This is a genomic window from Brachybacterium sp. P6-10-X1 (assembly GCF_001969445.1).
Lineage (GTDB): Bacteria > Actinomycetota > Actinomycetes > Actinomycetales > Dermabacteraceae > Brachybacterium.
On the sequence record NZ_CP017297.1, the window covers coordinates 2,532,631 to 2,551,637 of the forward strand.

At 71.8% G+C, this 19,007-nt stretch carries 18 protein-coding genes; 5 read left to right on the forward strand and 13 right to left on the reverse strand.

The features are described 5' to 3' along the window. Positions 1-45: 45 nt before the first annotated feature. A complete protein-coding gene (locus tag BH708_RS11400; RefSeq protein WP_076808782.1) occupies positions 46-828 on the forward strand; it encodes a sugar phosphate isomerase/epimerase in 783 nt (260 codons plus the stop codon). After that, positions 825-1,817 carry a hydroxyacid dehydrogenase gene (locus tag BH708_RS11405; RefSeq protein ID WP_076808784.1) on the forward strand — a complete coding sequence of 331 codons (993 nt, stop codon included), beginning with the start codon at positions 825-827 and terminating at the stop codon, positions 1,815-1,817. Before BH708_RS11400 ends, BH708_RS11405 begins: the two co-directional genes overlap by 4 nt. Before the next feature lie 234 nt (positions 1,818-2,051). Here BH708_RS11405 and BH708_RS11410 read toward each other — a convergent pair whose 3' ends face one another. The 9 genes from BH708_RS11410 to BH708_RS11450 form a co-directional block, all read right to left on the reverse strand. Next, positions 2,052-2,792 (reverse strand): SDR family NAD(P)-dependent oxidoreductase, encoded by a 741-nt coding sequence (locus tag BH708_RS11410; RefSeq protein WP_076808786.1) that lies wholly within the window; start codon positions 2,790-2,792, stop codon positions 2,052-2,054. A gap of 97 nt (positions 2,793-2,889) precedes the next feature. Next, positions 2,890-3,327: an HIT family protein gene (locus tag BH708_RS11415; protein ID WP_076808787.1), complete on the reverse strand. Its 438-nt coding sequence runs from the start codon at positions 3,325-3,327 to the stop codon at positions 2,890-2,892. Further along, positions 3,324-3,989 carry an NAD(P)-binding oxidoreductase gene (locus BH708_RS11420; RefSeq protein ID WP_076808789.1) on the reverse strand — a complete coding sequence of 222 codons (666 nt, stop codon included), beginning with the start codon at positions 3,987-3,989 and terminating at the stop codon, positions 3,324-3,326. The genes BH708_RS11415 and BH708_RS11420 overlap by 4 nt, the downstream gene beginning before the upstream one ends. After that, the gene (locus BH708_RS11425; protein ID WP_076808791.1) at positions 3,986-4,843 is read right to left on the reverse strand and encodes an SDR family oxidoreductase; all 858 of its coding nucleotides are present in this window, start codon (positions 4,841-4,843) and stop codon (positions 3,986-3,988) included. Before BH708_RS11425 ends, BH708_RS11420 begins: the two co-directional genes overlap by 4 nt. Then, positions 4,840-5,733 (reverse strand): enoyl-CoA hydratase/isomerase family protein, encoded by an 894-nt coding sequence (locus BH708_RS11430; protein ID WP_076808792.1) that lies wholly within the window; start codon positions 5,731-5,733, stop codon positions 4,840-4,842. The genes BH708_RS11425 and BH708_RS11430 overlap by 4 nt, the downstream gene beginning before the upstream one ends. Before the next feature lie 100 nt (positions 5,734-5,833). Further along, positions 5,834-6,799, reverse strand: a complete 966-nt coding sequence (locus BH708_RS11435; protein ID WP_076808793.1) for an alpha/beta hydrolase — start codon at positions 6,797-6,799, stop codon at positions 5,834-5,836. 201 nt (positions 6,800-7,000) lie between these two features. Next, positions 7,001-7,414: a Dabb family protein gene (locus tag BH708_RS11440; protein WP_076808795.1), complete on the reverse strand. Its 414-nt coding sequence runs from the start codon at positions 7,412-7,414 to the stop codon at positions 7,001-7,003. After that, complete coding sequence (locus BH708_RS11445; RefSeq protein ID WP_076808797.1) at positions 7,411-8,292, reverse strand: SDR family oxidoreductase; 882 nt, start codon at positions 8,290-8,292, stop codon at positions 7,411-7,413. Before BH708_RS11445 ends, BH708_RS11440 begins: the two co-directional genes overlap by 4 nt. 42 nt (positions 8,293-8,334) lie before the next feature. Then, a complete protein-coding gene (locus BH708_RS11450) occupies positions 8,335-9,771 on the reverse strand; it encodes an MFS transporter (RefSeq protein WP_076808798.1) in 1,437 nt (478 codons plus the stop codon). A gap of 146 nt (positions 9,772-9,917) precedes the next feature. Between BH708_RS11450 and BH708_RS11455 the strand changes: the two genes are divergently transcribed. Then, on the forward strand, positions 9,918-12,596 hold the full coding sequence (locus BH708_RS11455) for an AAA family ATPase (RefSeq protein ID WP_076808800.1): 2,679 nt from the start codon (positions 9,918-9,920) through the stop codon (positions 12,594-12,596). Between the two features lie 57 nt (positions 12,597-12,653). Here the strand turns inward: BH708_RS11455 and BH708_RS11460 are convergent, their stop codons facing one another. Both BH708_RS11460 and BH708_RS11465 read right to left on the reverse strand, forming a co-directional pair. After that, complete coding sequence (locus BH708_RS11460) at positions 12,654-13,634, reverse strand: helix-turn-helix domain-containing protein (protein WP_076808802.1); 981 nt, start codon at positions 13,632-13,634, stop codon at positions 12,654-12,656. Between the two features lie 160 nt (positions 13,635-13,794). Continuing rightward, on the reverse strand, positions 13,795-14,670 hold the full coding sequence (locus BH708_RS11465) for an alpha/beta fold hydrolase (protein ID WP_076808803.1): 876 nt from the start codon (positions 14,668-14,670) through the stop codon (positions 13,795-13,797). Between the two features lie 106 nt (positions 14,671-14,776). On the opposite strand from BH708_RS11465, the gene BH708_RS11470 reads away from it, so the two are divergent. Both BH708_RS11470 and BH708_RS11475 read left to right on the forward strand, forming a co-directional pair. After that, the gene (locus BH708_RS11470) at positions 14,777-15,298 is read left to right on the forward strand and encodes a CGNR zinc finger domain-containing protein (RefSeq protein WP_076808805.1); all 522 of its coding nucleotides are present in this window, start codon (positions 14,777-14,779) and stop codon (positions 15,296-15,298) included. 215 nt (positions 15,299-15,513) lie between these two features. Continuing rightward, positions 15,514-16,635, forward strand: coding sequence for a LacI family DNA-binding transcriptional regulator (locus BH708_RS11475; protein WP_076808807.1), 1,122 nt, complete (start codon positions 15,514-15,516; stop codon positions 16,633-16,635). A 118-nt stretch (positions 16,636-16,753) separates the two neighbouring features. Here BH708_RS11475 and BH708_RS11480 read toward each other — a convergent pair whose 3' ends face one another. After that, positions 16,754-17,653: a sugar phosphate isomerase/epimerase gene (locus BH708_RS11480; protein ID WP_076808809.1), complete on the reverse strand. Its 900-nt coding sequence runs from the start codon at positions 17,651-17,653 to the stop codon at positions 16,754-16,756. After that, positions 17,650-19,005, reverse strand: coding sequence for a DUF993 family protein (locus BH708_RS11485; RefSeq protein ID WP_083713931.1), 1,356 nt, complete (start codon positions 19,003-19,005; stop codon positions 17,650-17,652). The genes BH708_RS11480 and BH708_RS11485 overlap by 4 nt, the downstream gene beginning before the upstream one ends. Positions 19,006-19,007 lie beyond the last annotated feature (2 nt).

The window sequence follows — 19,007 nt, forward strand, 5'->3', positions numbered from 1 at the left end:
CTCGTCGACTGTTCCTCGCCTACCGTAACGACACCTGGAGGCCCCATGATCCGTCCCGGACTCTGCTCCGTCACCTTCCGCGGGCTCGCGGTCGAGCGCGTCGTCGACCTCGCCGCCGACGCCGGGCTCGAGGCCATCGAGTGGGCCGGTGACGCCCACGTCCCTCCCGGCGACGCGGTCGCTGGCGAGCGCGCCCGCGCCCTGACCGAGCAGGCCGGCCTCGCCGTCGCCTCCTACGGCTCCTACCTGGGCTTCGAGGGGTCCGACGAGGAGTTCGCCGGTCAGGCCGACGCGGTGATCGTCGCCGCGCGTGCACTCGAGGCACCGCGGATCCGGGTGTGGGCCGGCCGCACGGGGTCCGCCGAGGTCACCGCCGAGCAGCGCGCACGGATCGTCTGCCGGATCCGCGAGTTCGGCGATCGCGCCGGGGAGCACGGCCTCGACGTCGGTCTGGAGTTCCACGGCGGCACGCTCACCGACGAGATCACCTCGACCATGGCCCTGCTCGAGGAGATCGGGCGCGACGACGTGCGCAGCTATTGGCAGCCGCACCAGGACATGCCCTCGGCCGCGGCGATCGAGACGCTGCACCGGGTGCTGCCGCGCACCTCGACGATCCACGTCTTCTCCTGGTGGCCGAATCACCAGCGCCATCCGCTCGCCGAGCGCACCGAGCTGTGGCGGGAGGTCTTCGCGGTGCTCGCGGCCGAGGGCTCGGACCGCGACGCGCTGCTCGAGTTCGTCCCCGAGGACGACCCCGCACTCCTCCCCCGCGAGGCCGAGACCTTGCGCGCCTTGATCGCCTTCGGTCAGGAGAACGCCCGATGAGGGCGCTGTTGGCGATGCCCGAGGCCCTGCCGGGACGGATGTTCGACGCGGCCCAGCTCGCCCGACTGGAGAGCCTGGCCGAGGTCGACACCACCCGGACCGTTCCCGATCTCGCGGCCGCGTCCGACGAGGAGCTCGCCGACGTCGAGGTGCTGATCACCGGCTGGGCCTCCCCCTGCGTCGACGCGTCCGCCCTGGCGCGGATGCCCCGACTGCGGGCGATCGTCCACACCGCCGGCACCGTGCGCTTCGTCGTCTCCGAGTCGGTGTGGGGGCGGAGTGACATCGTGGTGACCTCCTCGACCGAGGCCAACGCGGTGCCGGTCGCGGAGTTCGCCCTCGCGCACATCCTGCTGGCCGGGAAGCGGTCCCTGGCCCAGGAGGCGTGCTACCGCGTCGACCACGAGGTCCGCCCCGGCGCCGCCGCGGCCCCGGAGGTCGGCAATTACGGCGGGGTCGTCGGGCTCATCGGCGCCTCCCGCATCGGGACGCTGGTGGCCGAGCACCTGCGGCGCTTCGACGTCGAGGTGCTGATCACCGATCCCGTCGCGACCGCGGAGCAGATCGTCGCGCTCGGCGCGGTGCAGGTGGAGCCGGAGGAGTTGTACGCGCGCAGCGATGTGGTCAGCCTCCACGCACCCGACGTCCCCTCCACCCAGGGCATGGTCAGCCGGGAGCTGCTGGCTCGGATGCGGGACGGAGCCACCTTCGTCAACACCGCCCGTCCCGCCCTCGTCGACCTCGACGCCCTGCGCGGGGAGCTGGTCTCGGGCCGACTCGCCGCGGTGCTGGACGTGCACGACGACCTGCCCGACGACGATCCGCTCTGGGGCCTGGAGAACGTGTCGATCACCCCGCACATCGCCGGTTCCCAGGGCAACGAGCTGCGCCGCATGGGCGAATACGCCCTGGAGGAGCTGCGGCGCCTCGCGGCCGGGGAGATGCCCCGCTTCCCCGTCGATCCGGCCCGACGGGGTGTGGAGGCCTGATCCGTCGCGATAGCACCTCCCACCGGCACGCCGACCGGTGACCCCGATCGCTCGATCAGCAGCACCGTGACGGCCGGATCGGCTGCGAGCCCGCCGGCGCGAACGGAGCCGGACGAGCCGGCACCGCGCACGATGTCGTCGACCACGGCGCCGTCGTCGATGCGACCAGCCGTTTCGCATCGATGCGGGTCGGCGGGCGCCGGGGCGCCGAGCGCCCCGCATCGGGACTCGTGCTCATGAGTCCATCTCCGGGTCGACGACGAACTTGTCGGCCACCCTGCCCGTCTGCCAGTCGCCGGGCAGTGCGTCGTAGAACAGCTCCGGTTCGGTACGCGTGGTGTACAGCTCCCAGTAGGCGTCCGCGATGGCGTCGGGCTCGGCATCGGGTCCGCCCTGGCCGATCGCAGCGGCCAGAGCCACATGAGCCACGTAGACGCCCTGGCCTGCCAGGGAGGCATGCAGGTTCAGTGTCCAATTGCGCAGGCCCGCGGTGGCTATCTGCACGTTCGCCACCTGGGGGATGATCATCGGGCCGGACCCGGCTCCGGTGGTGACGATGATGGAGCCCGCACCGCGGGACAGCATTCCCGGCAGCACGTGCCGAACAGCCGTGATGCCGCCACGGAGGTACAGGTCGAACTCGGGCATCACCGATGCGACCGTGACCTCGCGCGCCTCGACGAGCGGACGGACCCGCAGGTCGGCCGTGCTCGGTGCCGGCGAGAACTCCAGGACATCGATTCCGCGGAACCGCTCTTCCGCCGCTGCCAGCGAGCTGCGCAGGCTGTCCGGGTCAGTCACGTCGGCGGGGAACGCCGCGGCATCGACGCCGCTGTCGCGCAATTCTTCCGCTCGCTCCTCGAGCGGATCGCGGTGCCGTGCGAGCAGTGCGACAGAGAAGCCCTCGCGCGCAAAGCGACGGGCAATCGACATACCCAGCTGCGGCCCTGCCCCCACCACGGCCAATGTGCTCATGACAACCTCTCCTTCGGGCATCCTCGTGCCTCGTCGTCGCCGCATGCTCCGCCCGGAGACAGCAGCCGGGGCGCACCCTCGACGGGCGCGCCGGGGCTCACGCCCGCCGCTCGGTGCCGCGGGCCTGTTCGTGGCCGAGTTCGAGCAAAGCGGAACGGAGCTTCTGCGCGGCATCCTCCAATGCCGACTCGTCGTCTTCCCGCTCGACCCTGCTGAGGTCGAAGTCGGACGTGCCCCAGACGGGGGCGACATGAATGTGCAGGTGAGGCACCTCGAAACCTGCGATCACGAGGCCGGCCCGCGGAGCGCCCCACGCCCGCTGCACCCCGTGCCCGATGGCTCGGGCCACCTCCACACAACGGCCCAGGAGAGCGGCGTCGGCATCGGTCCACTGGTCGACCTCTTCTCGAGGAACCACGAGGGTATGACCGGGCCGCAACGGAGCGATGCTGAGAAATGCCGTGATCCCGGGGTCCTCCCAGACGACGTGCCCAGGCAGCTCACCAGCGATGATGCGAGAGAACAGAGTGGTCATCCATCGGATCCTTCGGTGCGTTGCCGGACAGCGTCCGTGATCGGTGTCGGCCCTTCGGTGAGCTCGAGGATCCTGTGATGGATCTCGGGGGTGCGGACGAGCCCGGCGAGCGTGGCGGCCACGTCGTCGCGGGAGACCTGCGTGTGGACCAGTGCCGGCGCGAGGCTGATCAGCCCCGTACCGGGCTTGTCCGTCAGCGCGGCGGGGCGCAGGATCACCCAGTCGAGGTCGGTGGCTGCGAGCTCGGCGTCGGCCTTCTTCTTCACCGCGATGTAGTGCTCGAAGGTGTCGGAGACCTCGAGCCCGCGCCACGCCTCGGGGAAGACCGAGACGAGCACGAGCCGACGGGTGCCGGCGAGGCGGGCGGCCTCGATGGCGGTGCTCAGACCTTCCCCGTCGATGGCGCTGATGGTCGCGGCGCCCCCCCCGCCTCCTGCTCCGGCAGCGAAGACCAGGACGTCCGCGCCGTCCAGAAGCTCGGCGAGCGCGGGTGCATCGAGGCGGGTCAGGTCGCCAGAGGTGGCATGGATGCCGTCCGCCGCGAGCCGTTCGCCCTGTTCGGGACGGCGATGGAGTCCGTCGACCTGGTCACCTGCCGAGGTCAGCAGCCGTGCCAGCCGCGACCCGAGGCCCCCTGCGATTCCGATGACGAAGACCTTCATCTCAGCACTCCTCTCTCCGGTTCGTCCGCATCGGTCGAGAGCGCGCGCTCACGCGCGGCCCGCAGGGCCTCGAGCCGATCGCCCAGGGCTGCGACTCCCAGGGCGTAGGCGTCAGAGCCCAAGGTCAGTCGCGTGGGGACCTCGGCGTCGGTCGCGGCGTCGATGACCGCGCGAGCGATCTTCACCGGGTCCCCTGGCGCGGGCAGGGGCGCTGCGCGACCGGACAGCGCGTCCCGCAGGGCCCCGGACGGACCGTCGGCATAGTCGTCCGACGGGGGTCCGAGGGCCGCGCTGGTGCCGCCGAAATCTGTGCGGGCCACTCCGGGCTCGACGATCATGACGTCGATGCCGAACGGGGCGAGCTCGGCGGCGGCCGATTCCCAGAAGCCCTCGATCCCCCACTTCGTCGCGTGGTACAGGCTCATCGCCGGGAAGGCGATCTGCCCCCCGATGCTGGCCATCTGCACGATCCGACCGCCGCCCTGCGCCCGCAGGTGCGGCGTCGCCGCGCGCGCGAGCTGGATCGGGCCGGTGAGGTTGGTCGCGACCTGATGGTCGATCTGCGCGTCGGTGAGCTCCTCGGCGGCCCCGAAGAGGCCGTAGCCGGCGTTGGAGACCACGACGTCGATCCGGTCGAGCTCGGCGAAGGCCGCATCGACCACCGACCGGAGCTGTTCCGTGTCCGTCACGTCGAGGCGGCCTCTCCAGAGCCGGTCACCGGAGCCCACGGCGAGATCGTCCAGCTGTTCCGGGTGGCGTGCCGTGGCCGCGACGCGGTCTCCTCGTGCGAGGAGCTGGACGGTCAGCTCACGACCGAAACCCCGTGAGGCGCCCGTGATGAACCATGTCTTCATGACGGGGCTCCGGGCTGAGAGGCCGGCCGCGAGGAACGGTGGGCCCAGGGCACGGCCTCCAGCAGCCGTTCGAGATGGATCTCGCCGTCCCGAGTCTGCCCTCCGCGGTCCATGACCACGCGGAGTCGGTCGACGACGTCGTCCGGGGAGGGATAGACCTTCGCGTGGGCGGCCGCCTCCTGCGTGAGGTCCGGGACCGGACCGCTCGCCTCGGCCGCGTCCAGCGCCTCCTTCGCTGCGGCGGCCACTCCGGGCGGCAAGGCGGCGATACGGCGGGCGAGGGCGTCGACGAAGGCGTCGAGGTGCTCATCGGGCACAGCGCGATTGATCCACCCGTAGCGTTCGGCGAGCGACGTGTCGAACAGCCCCGCACCGAGCACGATCTCCAGCGCACGGGCGCGGCCGACGAGCCGGTTGAGGTACTGGGTGCCACCGCCGCCGGGGAAGATGCCCATCAGCGACTCGGGCTGGGACAGCCAGGTCCGGTCCGCGGCGGCGAACCGCATGTCCGCCGCCATCGCCAGCTCGATGCCGCCGGCGCGTGCGTAGCCTCGAAGCATCGCGATCGTCACCTGCGGGAGGGTGCGCAGCTGCTCGTTGAGCTGCTGCAAGGGATTGAGCGATGGGTCGGCATCAGGGTCGGCCAGGGCCGTGAGCGTGCTCGGGTCGAAGGACCACTCGAAGTCCGCGTGGGCGGAGAAGAACTCGGAACCGGCCGATCGGAGGACGATCACGGCGACGCCCTCGTCCCGGCGCACCTCGTCGGTGAATGCCTTGAGGTCCCCGGCCAGGGTGGCATCGAGGGTGTTCACCGGCGGGTTGTCGATCGTCACCCAGGCGACCCGGTCCTCCGCGCGGACCTCGAGGGACGTGAAACCTCTGTATCTCATCGTTGCTCTCCCGTCGCACGGACGTGCTGGTCGTTGTCCGGTCTCGTCGTGGTGTGGAGGGGGACCGCGGCGGTCCTGTCGGAGGTGACGGCAGCAGCGCTCATGCGGTCAGCGCGGTCTTCAGCACGGTGGTCGCCTGAGCGATCGCGGCCTCGGCGGCGTGAGTCCCGCGCAGGGCGTTGAGCATGACGAAGTCGTGGATGATGCCCTGGTAGCGGACGGCGACGACCGGCACTCCGGCTCGGCGCAGCTTGTTCGCATAGGCCTCGCCCTCGTCGCGCAGCACGTCGGCCTCGCCGGTGATGATCAGTGCCGGGGGCAGCCCGGAGAGCTCCTCGACCCGTGCGCGCAGCGGGCTCGCGGTGATCTCCGCGCGCTGCGCGGGGTCGGTGGTGTACTGGTCCCAGAACCACTGCATGCCATCACGGCGCAGGAAGTACCCTTCGGCGAACTCGTGGTACGAGGCCGTGTCGAAGGCGGCGTCGGTCACCGGGTAGAAGAGCACCTGGTGGCGGAACGTGACGTCCCCGCGCTGCATGGCGAGCAGGGTGACCGCGGCGGACATGCCGCCGCCCACCGAGTCGCCGGCGATCGCGATGCGTTCCGGGTCCAGCTCGTACTCTGCGCCGTGGCCGGCCACCCAGGCGGCCGCCGCGTAGCTCTGCTCGACGGCGACGGGGTACCTGGCTTCCGGCGACAGGTCGTACTCGGGGAAGACCACGGCCGCACCAGCACCGACCGCGAGCTCGCGGACGAGACGATCGTGCGTGCCGGCGTTGCCGAACACCCAGCCGGCCCCGTGGATGTACACGATCACGGGAAGAGCACCCGTGGCCCCGGCCGGCTTGACGATGCGGACGTCCACGGAGCCGACGCGGCCCGCGTCGACCGAGACCCACTCGTCCTCGACGGCAGGCTTGGCGACGTCGCCGGACTGGACCTCGTCGACGGTCCTGCGGCCTTCGGCGGGCCCCAGGTCGAACAGGAACGGCGCCGTGGCGGTCGCCGCCGCGAACTCGGCGGCAGCGGGCTCGAGCACAGGTGGGGTCGGAACGTGATCAGGCATGATGGCGGACCTTTCTGGAGTGCGGAGGATTCGTGGGATGCCAGGCTGGCAAGATCCCGGGGAGAACGGATGTGCTGTGCGCGCACGATCCGGGCCCCGCAGCGCAGACTTCCCCGGCGCGCCGCCGGCGAGGAGCGGCGGATCGGGCCCGGGCCGGGTGCTGTGCCGACCGCATCCGGTCGAGCCTGCGGCACATCGGGGTCACCCGTGCTCACCGGGAGCGGCGCTGCCGCTGTACTCGTCGACTCCGGCGACGAGCTCGGCGATGTCGGGGACGTCCTCGAACCTGCGACGGTGGATGTCGGCGATCTTGCGCTCCACCTCCGGGTCGGGGTCGTCGACGATGTCGTAGGACACGAACCTGTCGACCAGCGGCAGCCCGACCCTGTCCATGGCCAGGTGCGCCGGATGATTCATGTACTCCTCGTAGCCTGCGAGGTCGGCGAGGACGGACACGGCTCCGTAGTCGAACTCCCCGCCGACGTCAAGGCCGACGATGCGGGCCTCGAGGACGGAGATGGCGTTGATGTGTTCGCGCATCTGCGCGAGAGCGGCTGCCTTCTCCTCCTCGGGGACGCCGGCCCTGACCGTGAACCGGATGCAGTGGTAGATCACCGGGACCTCCCCTCGGTGGGCGATGCCGCCGACGTGAACGCGGCGGCGTAGTCCCGGGCGAAATCGGTGATGTCGCGAGCCGGGCGCCCGGTGATGTCCTCGACGGACGGGTGCACCTCGGCGGCTTCACCCCGGGCGTAGTGCGCGTAGTCCTCGACGAGTCCGGAGAGCTGCCACGGCGGGAGCTGCCCGGCCAAGGCCGCGGTGAACTGCTCGGCGGACGCGTCGTGGAAGCTGATGACCCGCCCCGTCGCCTCGGAGAGCACCTCGGCGATCCGAGGATGCGTCACGGCGCGCGGGCCGGTCAGCGTGTACGTGCGGCCGATATGTCCCGTGCTGGTCAGCACGACGGCAGCGGTGTCCGCGATGTCCCGGGTGTCGACGAGGCTGACCGGCACGTCGCCGATCGGCGCGCCGAACCAGCCCTGTGCGATGGTGCCGGCGAATCCGAGCATCCCCTGCATGTAGAGGTTGGGGCGCAGCACGGTGCGGTCCAGTCCGAGATGCTGCACATGGGATTCGACCTCGGCATGCCAGCGCAGGAATCGCACCGGTGAGTCGGGGCGTGCCGCGTACTGCGAGAGCAGGACGAGGCGACCGACACCGGCCTCGTGCGCGAGGTCGGCGAACCGGATCTGGAGCGCCGCGGCGTCTTCGGTCGACGGGCTGTTGAGGAAGGCCGCGTCGACGCCGTCCAGGGCGCGGGCGATCGACGCCGGCTCCCGCAGGTCGGCGACGACGGTCTCGGCGCCGGGGATGGGCCGGTCGGGAACGCGGGTCATCGCCCGCACGGTCGCGCCGCGGGAGCGCAGAGCGGTCACGAGCGCGGATCCGACGGTCCCGGTCGCGCCGGTCACGAGCACGGTGGGTGAGTTCATGGCGGGTGTCCTATCTATGAGTGGGTCAGCTCTATGAGTGGGTCAGCGGATGCTTGCCGGGGCCGAGGTCTTCGACGCCATCGAGAAGGAGAGCAGCGAGATCAGCAGGGCGATCAGAACGAGCACGGCCTGTCCGACGAACGCCGTCGTGAACGAGATGTCCCCGGACGCTCCCGAGGCGCCGATCGCGATCCCGGCCAGCGCCGCCAGTCCGACCGCCCCACCCAGCTGCTGAGCGGTGTTCACCAGCCCGCTGAGCAGGCCTGCCTCGCCGTCCGAGCTCTCGCGCACGGCCATCGCGGTGGCGCTGACCGTGCTGAGCCCGAGCCCACCTCCGATCAGCACGAACGCGCCGGCGAGGCTGAGGGAGAAGCCGCGGGTGGTCGGATCCAGCACGAGCCACAGGAAGCCGACGAGCAGCACGGCCAGGGCGACCGGCTGGGCACGGCCCAGCCCGATCCGCGCCGCCAGCACCGGGGAGGCCACGCTGCCCACGATGATCATCCCGGCGAGCGGGAGCTGGGCCATCCCCGCCGCCGACGGCTCCATCCCGAGCACCTCCTGCTGGTACTGGGGCAGGAAGAAGAACAGGCTCACCAGAGTGCCGCCGACCAGCAGCATCACCACGTCCGCCGTGACCACCTGTCTCCTGCGGAACACACCGAGGGGGACCAGGGGGTGCGGCGAGCGCGCCTCGACGATCACGAAGGCGACGAGGAGAGCGAGGCCGACGGCCAGCCCGAGAACGGTTCCGGGTGCGGTCCACCCGGCGTCGGACGCGGAGACCATGCCCCACGCCAGTCCGGAGATCCCGAGAGTGATCGTGAGGGCGCCGAGCGCATCGAACCGACCGGGCCGGCCGGCGACCGGCCGCACCGACCGCCAGACGATCGCCGCCCCGACGATGCCGAAGGGCACAGGAGCGATGAACACCGCCTGCCAGCCCAGCAGCTGCGTGAGGGTCCCTCCGAGGAACACGCCGAAGAGGCTGCCCGCTCCGGCGACGGCTCCCCAGATGCCGGTGGCGCGAGTGCGCTCCGCCGGGGTCGGGTAGAGCGAGAGCACGAGCGAGAGCGCGGCCGGGACGACGGCCGCTGCGCCGATCCCCTGGATGATCCGTGCGGCGATCAGGGTCGTGGCGTCGACGGCCACCGCGCACGAGACCGTCGCCGCCAGGTAGAGCGCCATCCCGGCCAGGAACACCTTCCGCGCCCCGAGCACATCGGCGAGACGCCCCCCGAGCAGGAGCAGCCCGGCGAACGCCACCAGGTAGCTGTCCACGACGAGGGTGAGCTCCGCGGCCGTCAACCCGAGGCCGTCGCGGATCGTGGAGGCGGCGAGGTTCACCATCGCCGCGTCGAGGATGACCAGGAACATGGCTGTGGCCAGACCGAACATCGCCACCGCCCGCGGGATCGGTGACGGGGCGTACGCAGCAGCGGGTGCGGCGGCGGTGCGCATCGTGTTGTCATTGCTCATGCCACGATGGTCCGGGCTGCGCACGCTCGGTCGCGTCGGTGAGAATCACCTAGTCCCGCGCCCGGGCAGGGCCGGCGCCACACGGGCCCGGCGCCCCAGGGGTGCCTCGACGCCGAAGCACTGCGGCAGCATGACGAAGGAGAGACATGCCCACGACGCCTGTCCATCCGCTCATCGGCCGGGGCGACGAGATCGCCGACCTCCTCGGACTCGTCCGCGCGGCGGAGCACGGCGACGGGGGCGCCCTCGTCCTCCACGGGGAGCCCGGCATCGGCAAGAGCGCGCTGCTGGAGCACGTCGAGCACGCGACGCCGGCAACGTTCCGGATCATCCATGCGACCGGTTCGGAGTTCGAGGCCGAGCTCCCGTTCGCGGGACTGCACCAGCTGTGCCGTCCGGCTCTGGACCTCCTCGACATGCTCTCGCCCCCGTACCGCACCTCCCTCGAGGTCGCTTTCGGGCTGGCCGAGGGCACTGCGGATCCGTTCCGCGTCGGCCTCGCGGCGCTCGAACTGCTCGCGGCCGCCGCGGCACGAGAACCGCTGCTGTGCATCGTCGACGACGCCCAGTGGTTGGACAGCGCCTCGAGCACGGCCTTGGTGTTCTTGGCCAGGCGCGTCGCGGCGGAGCCGATCGCGATCGTGGTCGCGACCCGGGACCGGGCGCCGGTGCGCGGCCTGGACGAGCTGCCCGGGATCGCGGTGGGCGGCTTGAGTGACCCCGACGCGCGAGCGCTCCTGTCCCGGGAGACGTCGATCGCCACGCTCGATGAAAGAGTCCGGGACCGCTTCCTCGCGGAGTCCCGCGGAAATCCTCTCGCTCTGATCGAGCTGCCGAAGTCCGGTGGCTTCTCGCTGCCGACGCCGTCGCCGGTCACCGGTCGGATCGAGCGCAGCTTCCAGAGGCGGATGGCGGCGCTGCGGCCCGATGCGAGACGGTTGCTGATTCTCGCCGGCGCCGAGCCCACGGGAGACTCGGCGCTGATCCGGTCGGCCGCGCAGCGCCTGGACATCGACGTACCGGCCGCCGGTGCCGAGGCGGAGGCCTCCGGGCTCGTCGTGCTCGACCCGCGCGCACGGTTCTGCCACCCGCTGGCGCGCTCCGCCGCCTATCACGCGGCGGAACCATCCATGCTCCGGTCAGCGCATCGAGCGCTGGCCGAATCCACCGATCCCGTCTCCTTCCCGGACCGACGGGCCTGGCACCGCGCCCAGGCCGCCACCGGCCCGGACGAGCAGGTCGCGGAGCAGCTGACATCGTCGGCGTCGCGGGCGCAAGCACGGGGCGGCGTGGCGGCATCCGCCGCATTCCTGCGCCGTGCCGCGGACCTCTCCCGCGATCCGCGCCGACAGGTCGAGCGCACGCTCGCCGCCGCGCGGGCGACGCTGGAGACGGGGCAGGCGGACGCGGCGGCGACCCTGCTCAACGGCATCGATGCCGGCCTGTTGGAGGATCCGCAGCACGCGGACGTGGACATGCTTCGCGGGCAGATCGCCTTCGTGGACGGCGACGACGGGGTGGTGCGGGGGCCGGAGCTCATCGTGCAGGCGGCGCGGCGCCTCGCGGCCACTGATCCGGAACGCTCGCGCGGCACCCTGGTGGCGGCGCTGGACATGGGGCTCTCCGTCGGCCGGGCCGCAGGGGTGCTGGACCGGGTCATCGATGCCGCGCGTTCGGCGCCGGCGACGCCCCGGCCGGACCTCCTCGACGCGCTGGTGCGGCTGCGCGACGACGGGCACCGCGCCGCCATGCCGACGATCCGTCGAGCCCTCACCGAGGGCGACGCCTGTTGGGCACGGACGCCGGCTCTGGCCACGGTTCTCGCGGGCGAGCTCTGGGACCTGGACCTGCATGCGGAGATCGTCGACTGGCTGGTGCGCACCGGGCGCGAGACGGGGGCGCCGGTGATCATCCGGCTCGGCCTGGCTCAAGCGGCACTGCACGCGGTGCTCACCGGGTCGTTCGGACAGGCGATGGCCTCGATCGCCGAGGAGGAGGCGGTCGCCGATGCGGTCGGCGATCTGCCGCAGCTGTATCCGAGAGTCCACCTGGCGGCGATGCGGGGACGGCACCACGAGGTCCTCGACCTGTTCACGGAAGGGACGAACCGGGGCACGGGTCTGCTGACCGCGAACCTCAGCTGGGCGAAGGCCGTGCTGTACAACGGCCTGGCCGACTATCCGGCCGCGCTCGACGCGGCACAGCGGGCCGTGGCGAGCGGCGATCTCTTCCTCGCCGGGTTCGCGCTGCCCGAACTGGTGGAGTCCGCCGTCCGGTGCGGTGAGACCACCCTCGCGCGGTCGGCCCTGGACTCCCTGCTGGAGCGAGCGGAAGCGGCGGGGACCGACTTCGCCCTCGGGGTGGCGGCCGGTGCACGGGCGCTGGTCACCGACGAGGAGGATCAGTACCGGGAAGCGATCGAGCGTCTCACGGCCCGTTCACTGCCGCTGCACCTGGCACGAGCGCATCTGCGGTACGGGGAATGGCTGCGTCGGGCCGGTCGTCGTCGGGACGCTCGCGCGCACCTGCGCGTCGCGTACGAGCAGATGGCGGAGATCGGATCAGAGGCGTTCGCGCAGCGGGCGGCGACCGAGCTGCGAGCGACCGGGGAGGTGGCGCGCCGTCGCTCCGGGCACACCTACGACCACCTGACCATGCAGGAGATGCACATCGCCCGACAGGTCGCCACCGGGGCCACGACGAAGGAGGTGGCCACGAACCTCTTCCTGAGCCCTCGGACGGTGGACGCCCATCTGCGCAGCATCTTCCGCAAGCTCCAGATCACCTCGCGCAGACAGCTCAGGGCCATCCCCGATCTGGAGTGAGGCGGGATCACCGTCACGCCGAGCGCCGGCGGGCTCACGGAGTTCACGACGCGGAGCTCAGCGCGCGCCGGTGCCCGTCGGAGCGACGCCGTGCTGGATCCGCCATTCCGTCGGGGTGCAGCCCATGGAGCTGCGGAAGCGCCGGGAGAAGTGCGACGCATCGGCGAACCCGCTGGCCCGGGCCACCGCGGAGATGGTGAGGTGCGGTTGCGCCAGCAGACGCTGCCGGGCAGTTCCCAGGCGCAAGGACATGACGGTCTCCTGCAGCGTGAGCGGCTGCGACTGCCACACCTGGAACAGCTTGCGCTCGGAGATGGCGTGAGCCGCGGCGATCTCCGCGGCGCCGAGATCTGGATCCGCGATGCGCAGGCGGAGGTAGAGCAGGATCCGATCCGTGAGATGGTCCTGGGCCGCCGGATGATTCTGCGGGTCGTCCACGGAGGCGCTCGCCACGAGTCCACGTAGCAGCGCCACGCTCGCCTCGGCAGCGACCTCCCGGTCCTGGGGCGAGGTCAGGAGGGACGCATGGCTGGACAGCGAGACCAGGTGGTCGCGGACGAGGCCGTACAGGGGGCTGCTCTCCAGCTGCCGGTCGGCGCGTCGGATCGTCTCGATGCTGAGCTCCAGGCGGGAGCGTTCCACCTGGACGATATGGGCCTCCCCCACGCCACGGCGGCAGTAGGCGTAGGTCGCCGTGAGATCGGTGACGTAGAGATCGCCGCGCCGCAACGGCCGTTCGGCATCATGGTGCGCGTAGTGTCCGGGCCCGCCGTCGGGGAGGACGAGAGCGATCATCTCCGGCCCGGTCCGTCGCAGGTGACGCGTCGTGCGCTCGTGCACGATCCCCGTGCTGACTTCCCGCATGTAGAGGACGTCGTCGTCCAGCCGGCTCCCGGCCACGTGGGCGTGCTGCGCCGTCGTCTCCTCGGGGAGGAAGCGGATCCGGTGCAGCAGTCCCGAGGCGGACGACATCATGTCCTGGAATGCCTCCGCGTGCTCCGAGGGCGCGAGCTGTCCGGTGTCGAAGAGCGTCTGCATGCGCCTGCCTCCTGCGCGTGTCAGGAGGGACCTGCTGCCGGATGCTCCCTGGTGCGGCGCTCCCACCAGGGCGAGGCCCGGTGCTCCACCGACCTCGCTCGCGTCCACCCCCGTGACGGCATCGCCGATCGGAGGTGAGCCGGAGGCTCCCGCAGGGGCGTCACCGCTGGGCTCCCGCAGCGGTCAGGAATCCACGGATGTGCTCGACCACGAGATCCAGGTGGCTCTCGAGCAGGAAGTGGCCCCCACCGGGGATCAGATGGATCTCCGCATCCGGCAGGTCGCGGGCGAAGGCACGGGCGCCGTCCGGCCCGAAGATCTCGTCGCCTGCACCCCAGACGGCCAGGAGAGGGACCTGGGACTCCCGGAAGTAGGCATGCACCCGGGGGTAGAGGGGACGATTGCTGGAGTAATCGCGGAGCAGCTCGAGCTGTATGCGGTCGCCCCCGGGGCGATCGATGTCGCGATGGTCGGCGATCCAGGAGTCCGGATCGACGAGTTCGGGACGGTCCACCCCGTGCAGGTACTGCCAGCGGATGGCGTCGAGCGAGAGGGCGTGGCGGACTGCCGTCTCGGTCTCAGGGCTCGGGTTCCGGCCGTACTCCCAGACGGGCTGCCAGAAGTCCGGCACGAACCCGTCCTCATAGGCGTTGCCGTTCTGGGTGATCACCGCGGAGACCTTCTCCGGGGCACGCAGGGCGAGCCTCCAGCCGATGGGGGCGCCGTAGTCGTGGACGTACAGGGCGTAGCGGGTGATCCCGAGCTGGGTCAGCAGGGTCTCCGTGATGTCCGTCAAGGAGTCGAACGTGTAGGCGAACGATTCCACGGACGGGACGTCGGACCTGCCGAACCCGAGGTGGTCGGGCGCGATGACGTGGAATCGGTCCGCGAGAGCGGGGATGAGCTGGCGGAACATCCGTGAGCTGGAGGGGAAGCCGTGCAGGAGGACGAGAGCCGGCGCCTGGGCCGACCCTGCCTCGCGGTAGAAGACGCGATGCCCTCGCACGATCTCGTCCCGGTGTCGGGTCTCCGTCATGTTTAACCTCTTCGATGAGTTGTGCCGGTTATCACCGAGGTCCAGTAGACGCCCCGTGAGTTAACCTGTCAAGCACACTCATGGAGTTAGCCGGGAGGTGACGCACATGCTCGACGACCGAGCGCTGCTGGAGGCGCTGAACAGCACCCCCGTGGTGCACGGGGAACCGCGGGATCTCTGGGCCGATGATCGCGAGGCGCGGGGATGGGCGAGGGAGCACGGAGGTCTCGGCGAGGACGCTGAGCTCGCATGGCTGCGCACGGCCCGCGATGCCCTCCGGGCGGTCGAGTCGGGCGCGCCGACCGATCCCCGGCTGGACCGCGTGCTCGCGGGAGTTCACAAGGTGCCCCGGCCCAGCGCATCGGGCATCGAGTGGCACGTGGACGTGCCCCCGGAGCGCCGACTCGCCGTGGAGCTCGTCCTCGCGTGGGCGGACGTCAAGGAGCGCATGCCCGGTCGTCTGCGGCCGTGCGAGAACACCGAGTGTCGCCTCTTCGTGCTCGACCGCAGCCGCGCCAACTCGGCACGATGGTGCTCGATGAGGACCTGCGGGAACCGGATCAAGGCCCGTCGGCACCTGGCCCGGGTGCGGGAGAACCGACAGACCGAGGCGACCGCCGGATCGTGAGCCGAGCCGGCGCCTCGTCGTGAGCCGGGCGCGAGGGAGACATGCCCACCGGAGGGCTCTCGCCCTGCAGCCCTCCCACCCGAAGGAAGCAAGCTCACGCTGGACGGCACCCCGATTCCCGGTGCGAAGCGCTCCCGCCTCGTTATGCTGACTGACGTCGGGACAGCGTTTCCCCGCCCCCGATCCGACCACAGTCCCCCACTGGAGGAGCCTCGATGCCCGCCGTCCGTCTCAGCGACGTCGCCCAGGACGCCGGGGTCTCCCTGGCCACCGCCTCCCGAGTGCTCAACGGCTCCAGTCGCGTGCCCGGCAAGGCCGTCGCCGAGAAGGTGGAGGCCGCCGCGCTCAAGCTGGGCTACGTCCCCAACGCCCAGGCACAGGCCCTGGCCCGGTCCCGCTCGGGCCTGATCGGCCTCGTCGTCCACGACATCGCCGACCCCTACTTCGCGACCATCGCCCGCGAGGTCCAGCAGCAGGTGTTCGCCTCCCGGTCCCAGGTGCTGCTCACCCAGACCGACCGGGAGATCGACACCGAGATCCGGGCGCTCCGCTCGCTGATCGCCCAGCAGGTGGACGCGCTGGTGCTGGTGGGCTCGCACCGCTACGGCCATGAGTCCGACGCCTCGATCAGCGCGATGCTGGAGGGCTTCGCCCGCAACGGCGGGCGCGTGGTGGGCATGGGGCAGTCCGTCGGGGTGGGCCGCACGATCGTCCCCGACAACGCCGCTGCCGCCCACGAACTCGCGACCGCGCTGGTGGTGGGCGGCCACCGCCGCTTCGCGGTGGTCCAGGGCATCTCCGGGATCCCCTCGGCAGCGGACCGCACCGGCGGCTTCATCGCAGCCCTGACCGAGGCGGGCATCGAGCCGGAGCTCGATGTCGAGGCGGGCCTGACCCGAGACGGCGGCTACGAGCTGGCCCGGACGATCCGGGCTCACCTCGCCGACGCCCCGGACGAGGGCTCCGCGCCGCTGTGCGTCTTCGCCCCGGCCGACGTCATGGCCCTCGGAGCGCTCGGCGAACTGCGCCGCCTGGGGATCGACGTCCCCGGCCAGGTCTCGGTCGCCGGCTTCGGCGGCGTGCCCGACGCCGATGATGCGAACCCGACGCTGACCACGATCGCGCTGCCGCTGCACGAGATGGCGCGGCAGGCCGTCGAGTGGGTGCTGGAGCAGCCGGGCGGGGAGAGCACTCCCGGTGCCCCCGGCTCCGACGCCGTCCGCACCACCCTGACGAGCACGGACGCCGCTCATGGTCAGGCAGAGGAGCAGTCCGAGGTCCACGTGCGCGGTGACGTGCTGCTGCGCGAGTCCACCGCGGTCGCCGTCCGAGCCTGAGACCTCCACCGCGGGGCGGACGTCATCCCCGGACGAGGACCTGGGCGACCTGCAGGCGGCTCGATCCGCCGAGCTCGTCACCGCGCCGGACGTCGGTCATCACGTGCTCCCCGAGGGGTCACGAGAACGGGTGGTCGTCCTCGTGCTCCGGGGTCGCGTACGGCAGCACCAGCTGCTCGAACCGCTCGGCGACGATCGCCGTGGCCGTATCGGCCGGAGTGGCCCAGACGTCCTCGTTGAAGATCTCGACCTCGATGTCCCCGGTGTACCCGGCGGCCGTGACCAGGCGGGTGATCGCGGGGACGTCGATGAACCCGTCACCCATGTAGCCGCGGGAGAACAGCGGCTCGGCGGCCAGCGGCAGGTTCCAGTCGCACACCTGGTAGCTCAGCAGACGGCCGGCCTCGCCGGCGCGGGCGACGGCCTGCTCCAGCGCGGGGTCCCACCACACGTGGTACGTGTCCACGACGACGCCGACGGCGTCGCTGCCCGTGCCCTCGGCGATGTCGAGGGCCTGATCGAGGGTGGCGATCACGGCGCGGTCCGCGGTGAACATCGGGTGCATCGGCTCCAGGGCCAGCGTGACGCCGGCGGTCTCCGCGTACGGTGCCAGCGCCGCGATGTTCTCGGCGACCCGGGCCCGGGCTGCGGAGATGTCCTTGTCCTCCCGGGTGATCCCGCCGACGACCATCACCAGGGTGGGGGCGCCGAGCGCCGCGGCCTCGTCGATCGCGCGGCGGTTGTCCTCGAGGGACGCGGCGCGGGCGGTCTCGTCGGCGACGGTGAGGAAGCCGCCTCGGCACAGGCTGCTCACGCGCAGCCCGGCATCGTCGGCCCGGCGTCGCAGCGCGTCGAGCCCGACCTCCTCCACGTCCTGGCGCCACAGGCCCACGGCGTCGATCCCGTGGGAGGCGGCGGCCTCGAGGAACTCCTGGATCGGGGTGGTGCGCAGCGTCCAGCGGTTCAGGGACAGGCGGGGGGTGCCCGCCCCGAGCCGCTGCGAGGGCGGGGTGTTCATGCGATCACTCCTGTGGTGAGGCCACGCCCGGCGTCGTGGTCGCCGGCGGGGACGTCCTGGTCGTCCGCAGCGGCGGGGACGGCGGTGCCGTCCGCGGCGGCGGAGAGGTCGCAGCCGGCCAGACGGAGCATCGCGTGCCAGCGCTCGGCGGCCAGGGGCGGGTCCTCGAGGTTGCCGGTGGTGGCGGCGAGCTCGACGGTGCGCGAGAGGTGGGGAAGGCTGCGTGCGGAGTGCATGCCGCCGACCATCGTGAACGCCCTCTGGTGGCCGTTGAGCCAGGACAGGAAGGCGACACCGGTCTTGTAATGGAAGGTGGGCGCGGAGAACACGTGCCGGCCCAGCTCCTCGGCGGCGTCCAGGATCCGTCGGGCCTCGTCGGGGTCCCCGGCGTCGAGGGCCTGGACCGCGGCCGAGGCGGCCGGGGCCGTCACCGAGAACGCCCCCAGGAGCGCATCGGAGTACGCACCCGGTGCCTGCGCCGCGGCGGGGTCGGTGGTGGCGGTGCCGTCGCCGACGATGAGGTGGGAGAAGTGGAAGTCGTCGCCGGTGAACATCCGGACCCCGGTCGGCAGGTGCTCGCGCACGGCGACCTCCGCCTCGGCGTCCAGCAGGCTCATCTTCACGCCGCGGATCGCGGCGGGATCGTCCTCGATGATGCGCAGCAGGGTCTGCGCCGCCTCCGCGGTGTCGTCCGAGCCGAAGTATCCCTCCAGCTGGGGATCGAAGGCGGTGCCCAGCCAGTGCAGCACCACCGGCTCGCTCGCAGCCTCGAGCACGCGGCGGTAGACCTCCTCGTAGTCGGCGGCCGAGGTGGCGACCCGGGCGAGGTGGCGGCTGGCCATGAGCACGGCGCCCGCGCCGGTGGCCTCGGTCGCCCTCAGCTGCTCGACGTAGGCCTCGACGATCTCGTCCAGGCTCAGCTCGTGCTCGCTGCGCTGGTCGGTCGAGACGCCGGCGACGACGAGATCGCGCACCTGCGCTCCGGCGGGGAAGACGCCGGCGATCTGCGGGTCGGCGAGCGCCTCGCGGGCCGCGTCGGCGGTGCGGGCGATCAGCGCGCGGGTCGCCGCGGGGTCCAGTCCCATGTTGCGCTGGGCGGTGTCCATCGCGTCGGCGACGCCCAGACCCCGGGACCACATGGTGCGGCGGAAGGCGAGAGTGGCGTCCCAGTCGACCTCGGCGGGGGCACCGGGGGTGTTGTCCCCGTGCACGGTCGGGACCACGTGCACGGCGGCGAAGACGGCGCGGGAGCGCAGCGGCGCACTCGGCGGGGAGAAGGCCGCGGCGTCCCCGAGTTCGATCGTGCGCAGGGAGCCGTCCGCATCCAGCAGGGTCAGGGCCAGTCCGGCCATGG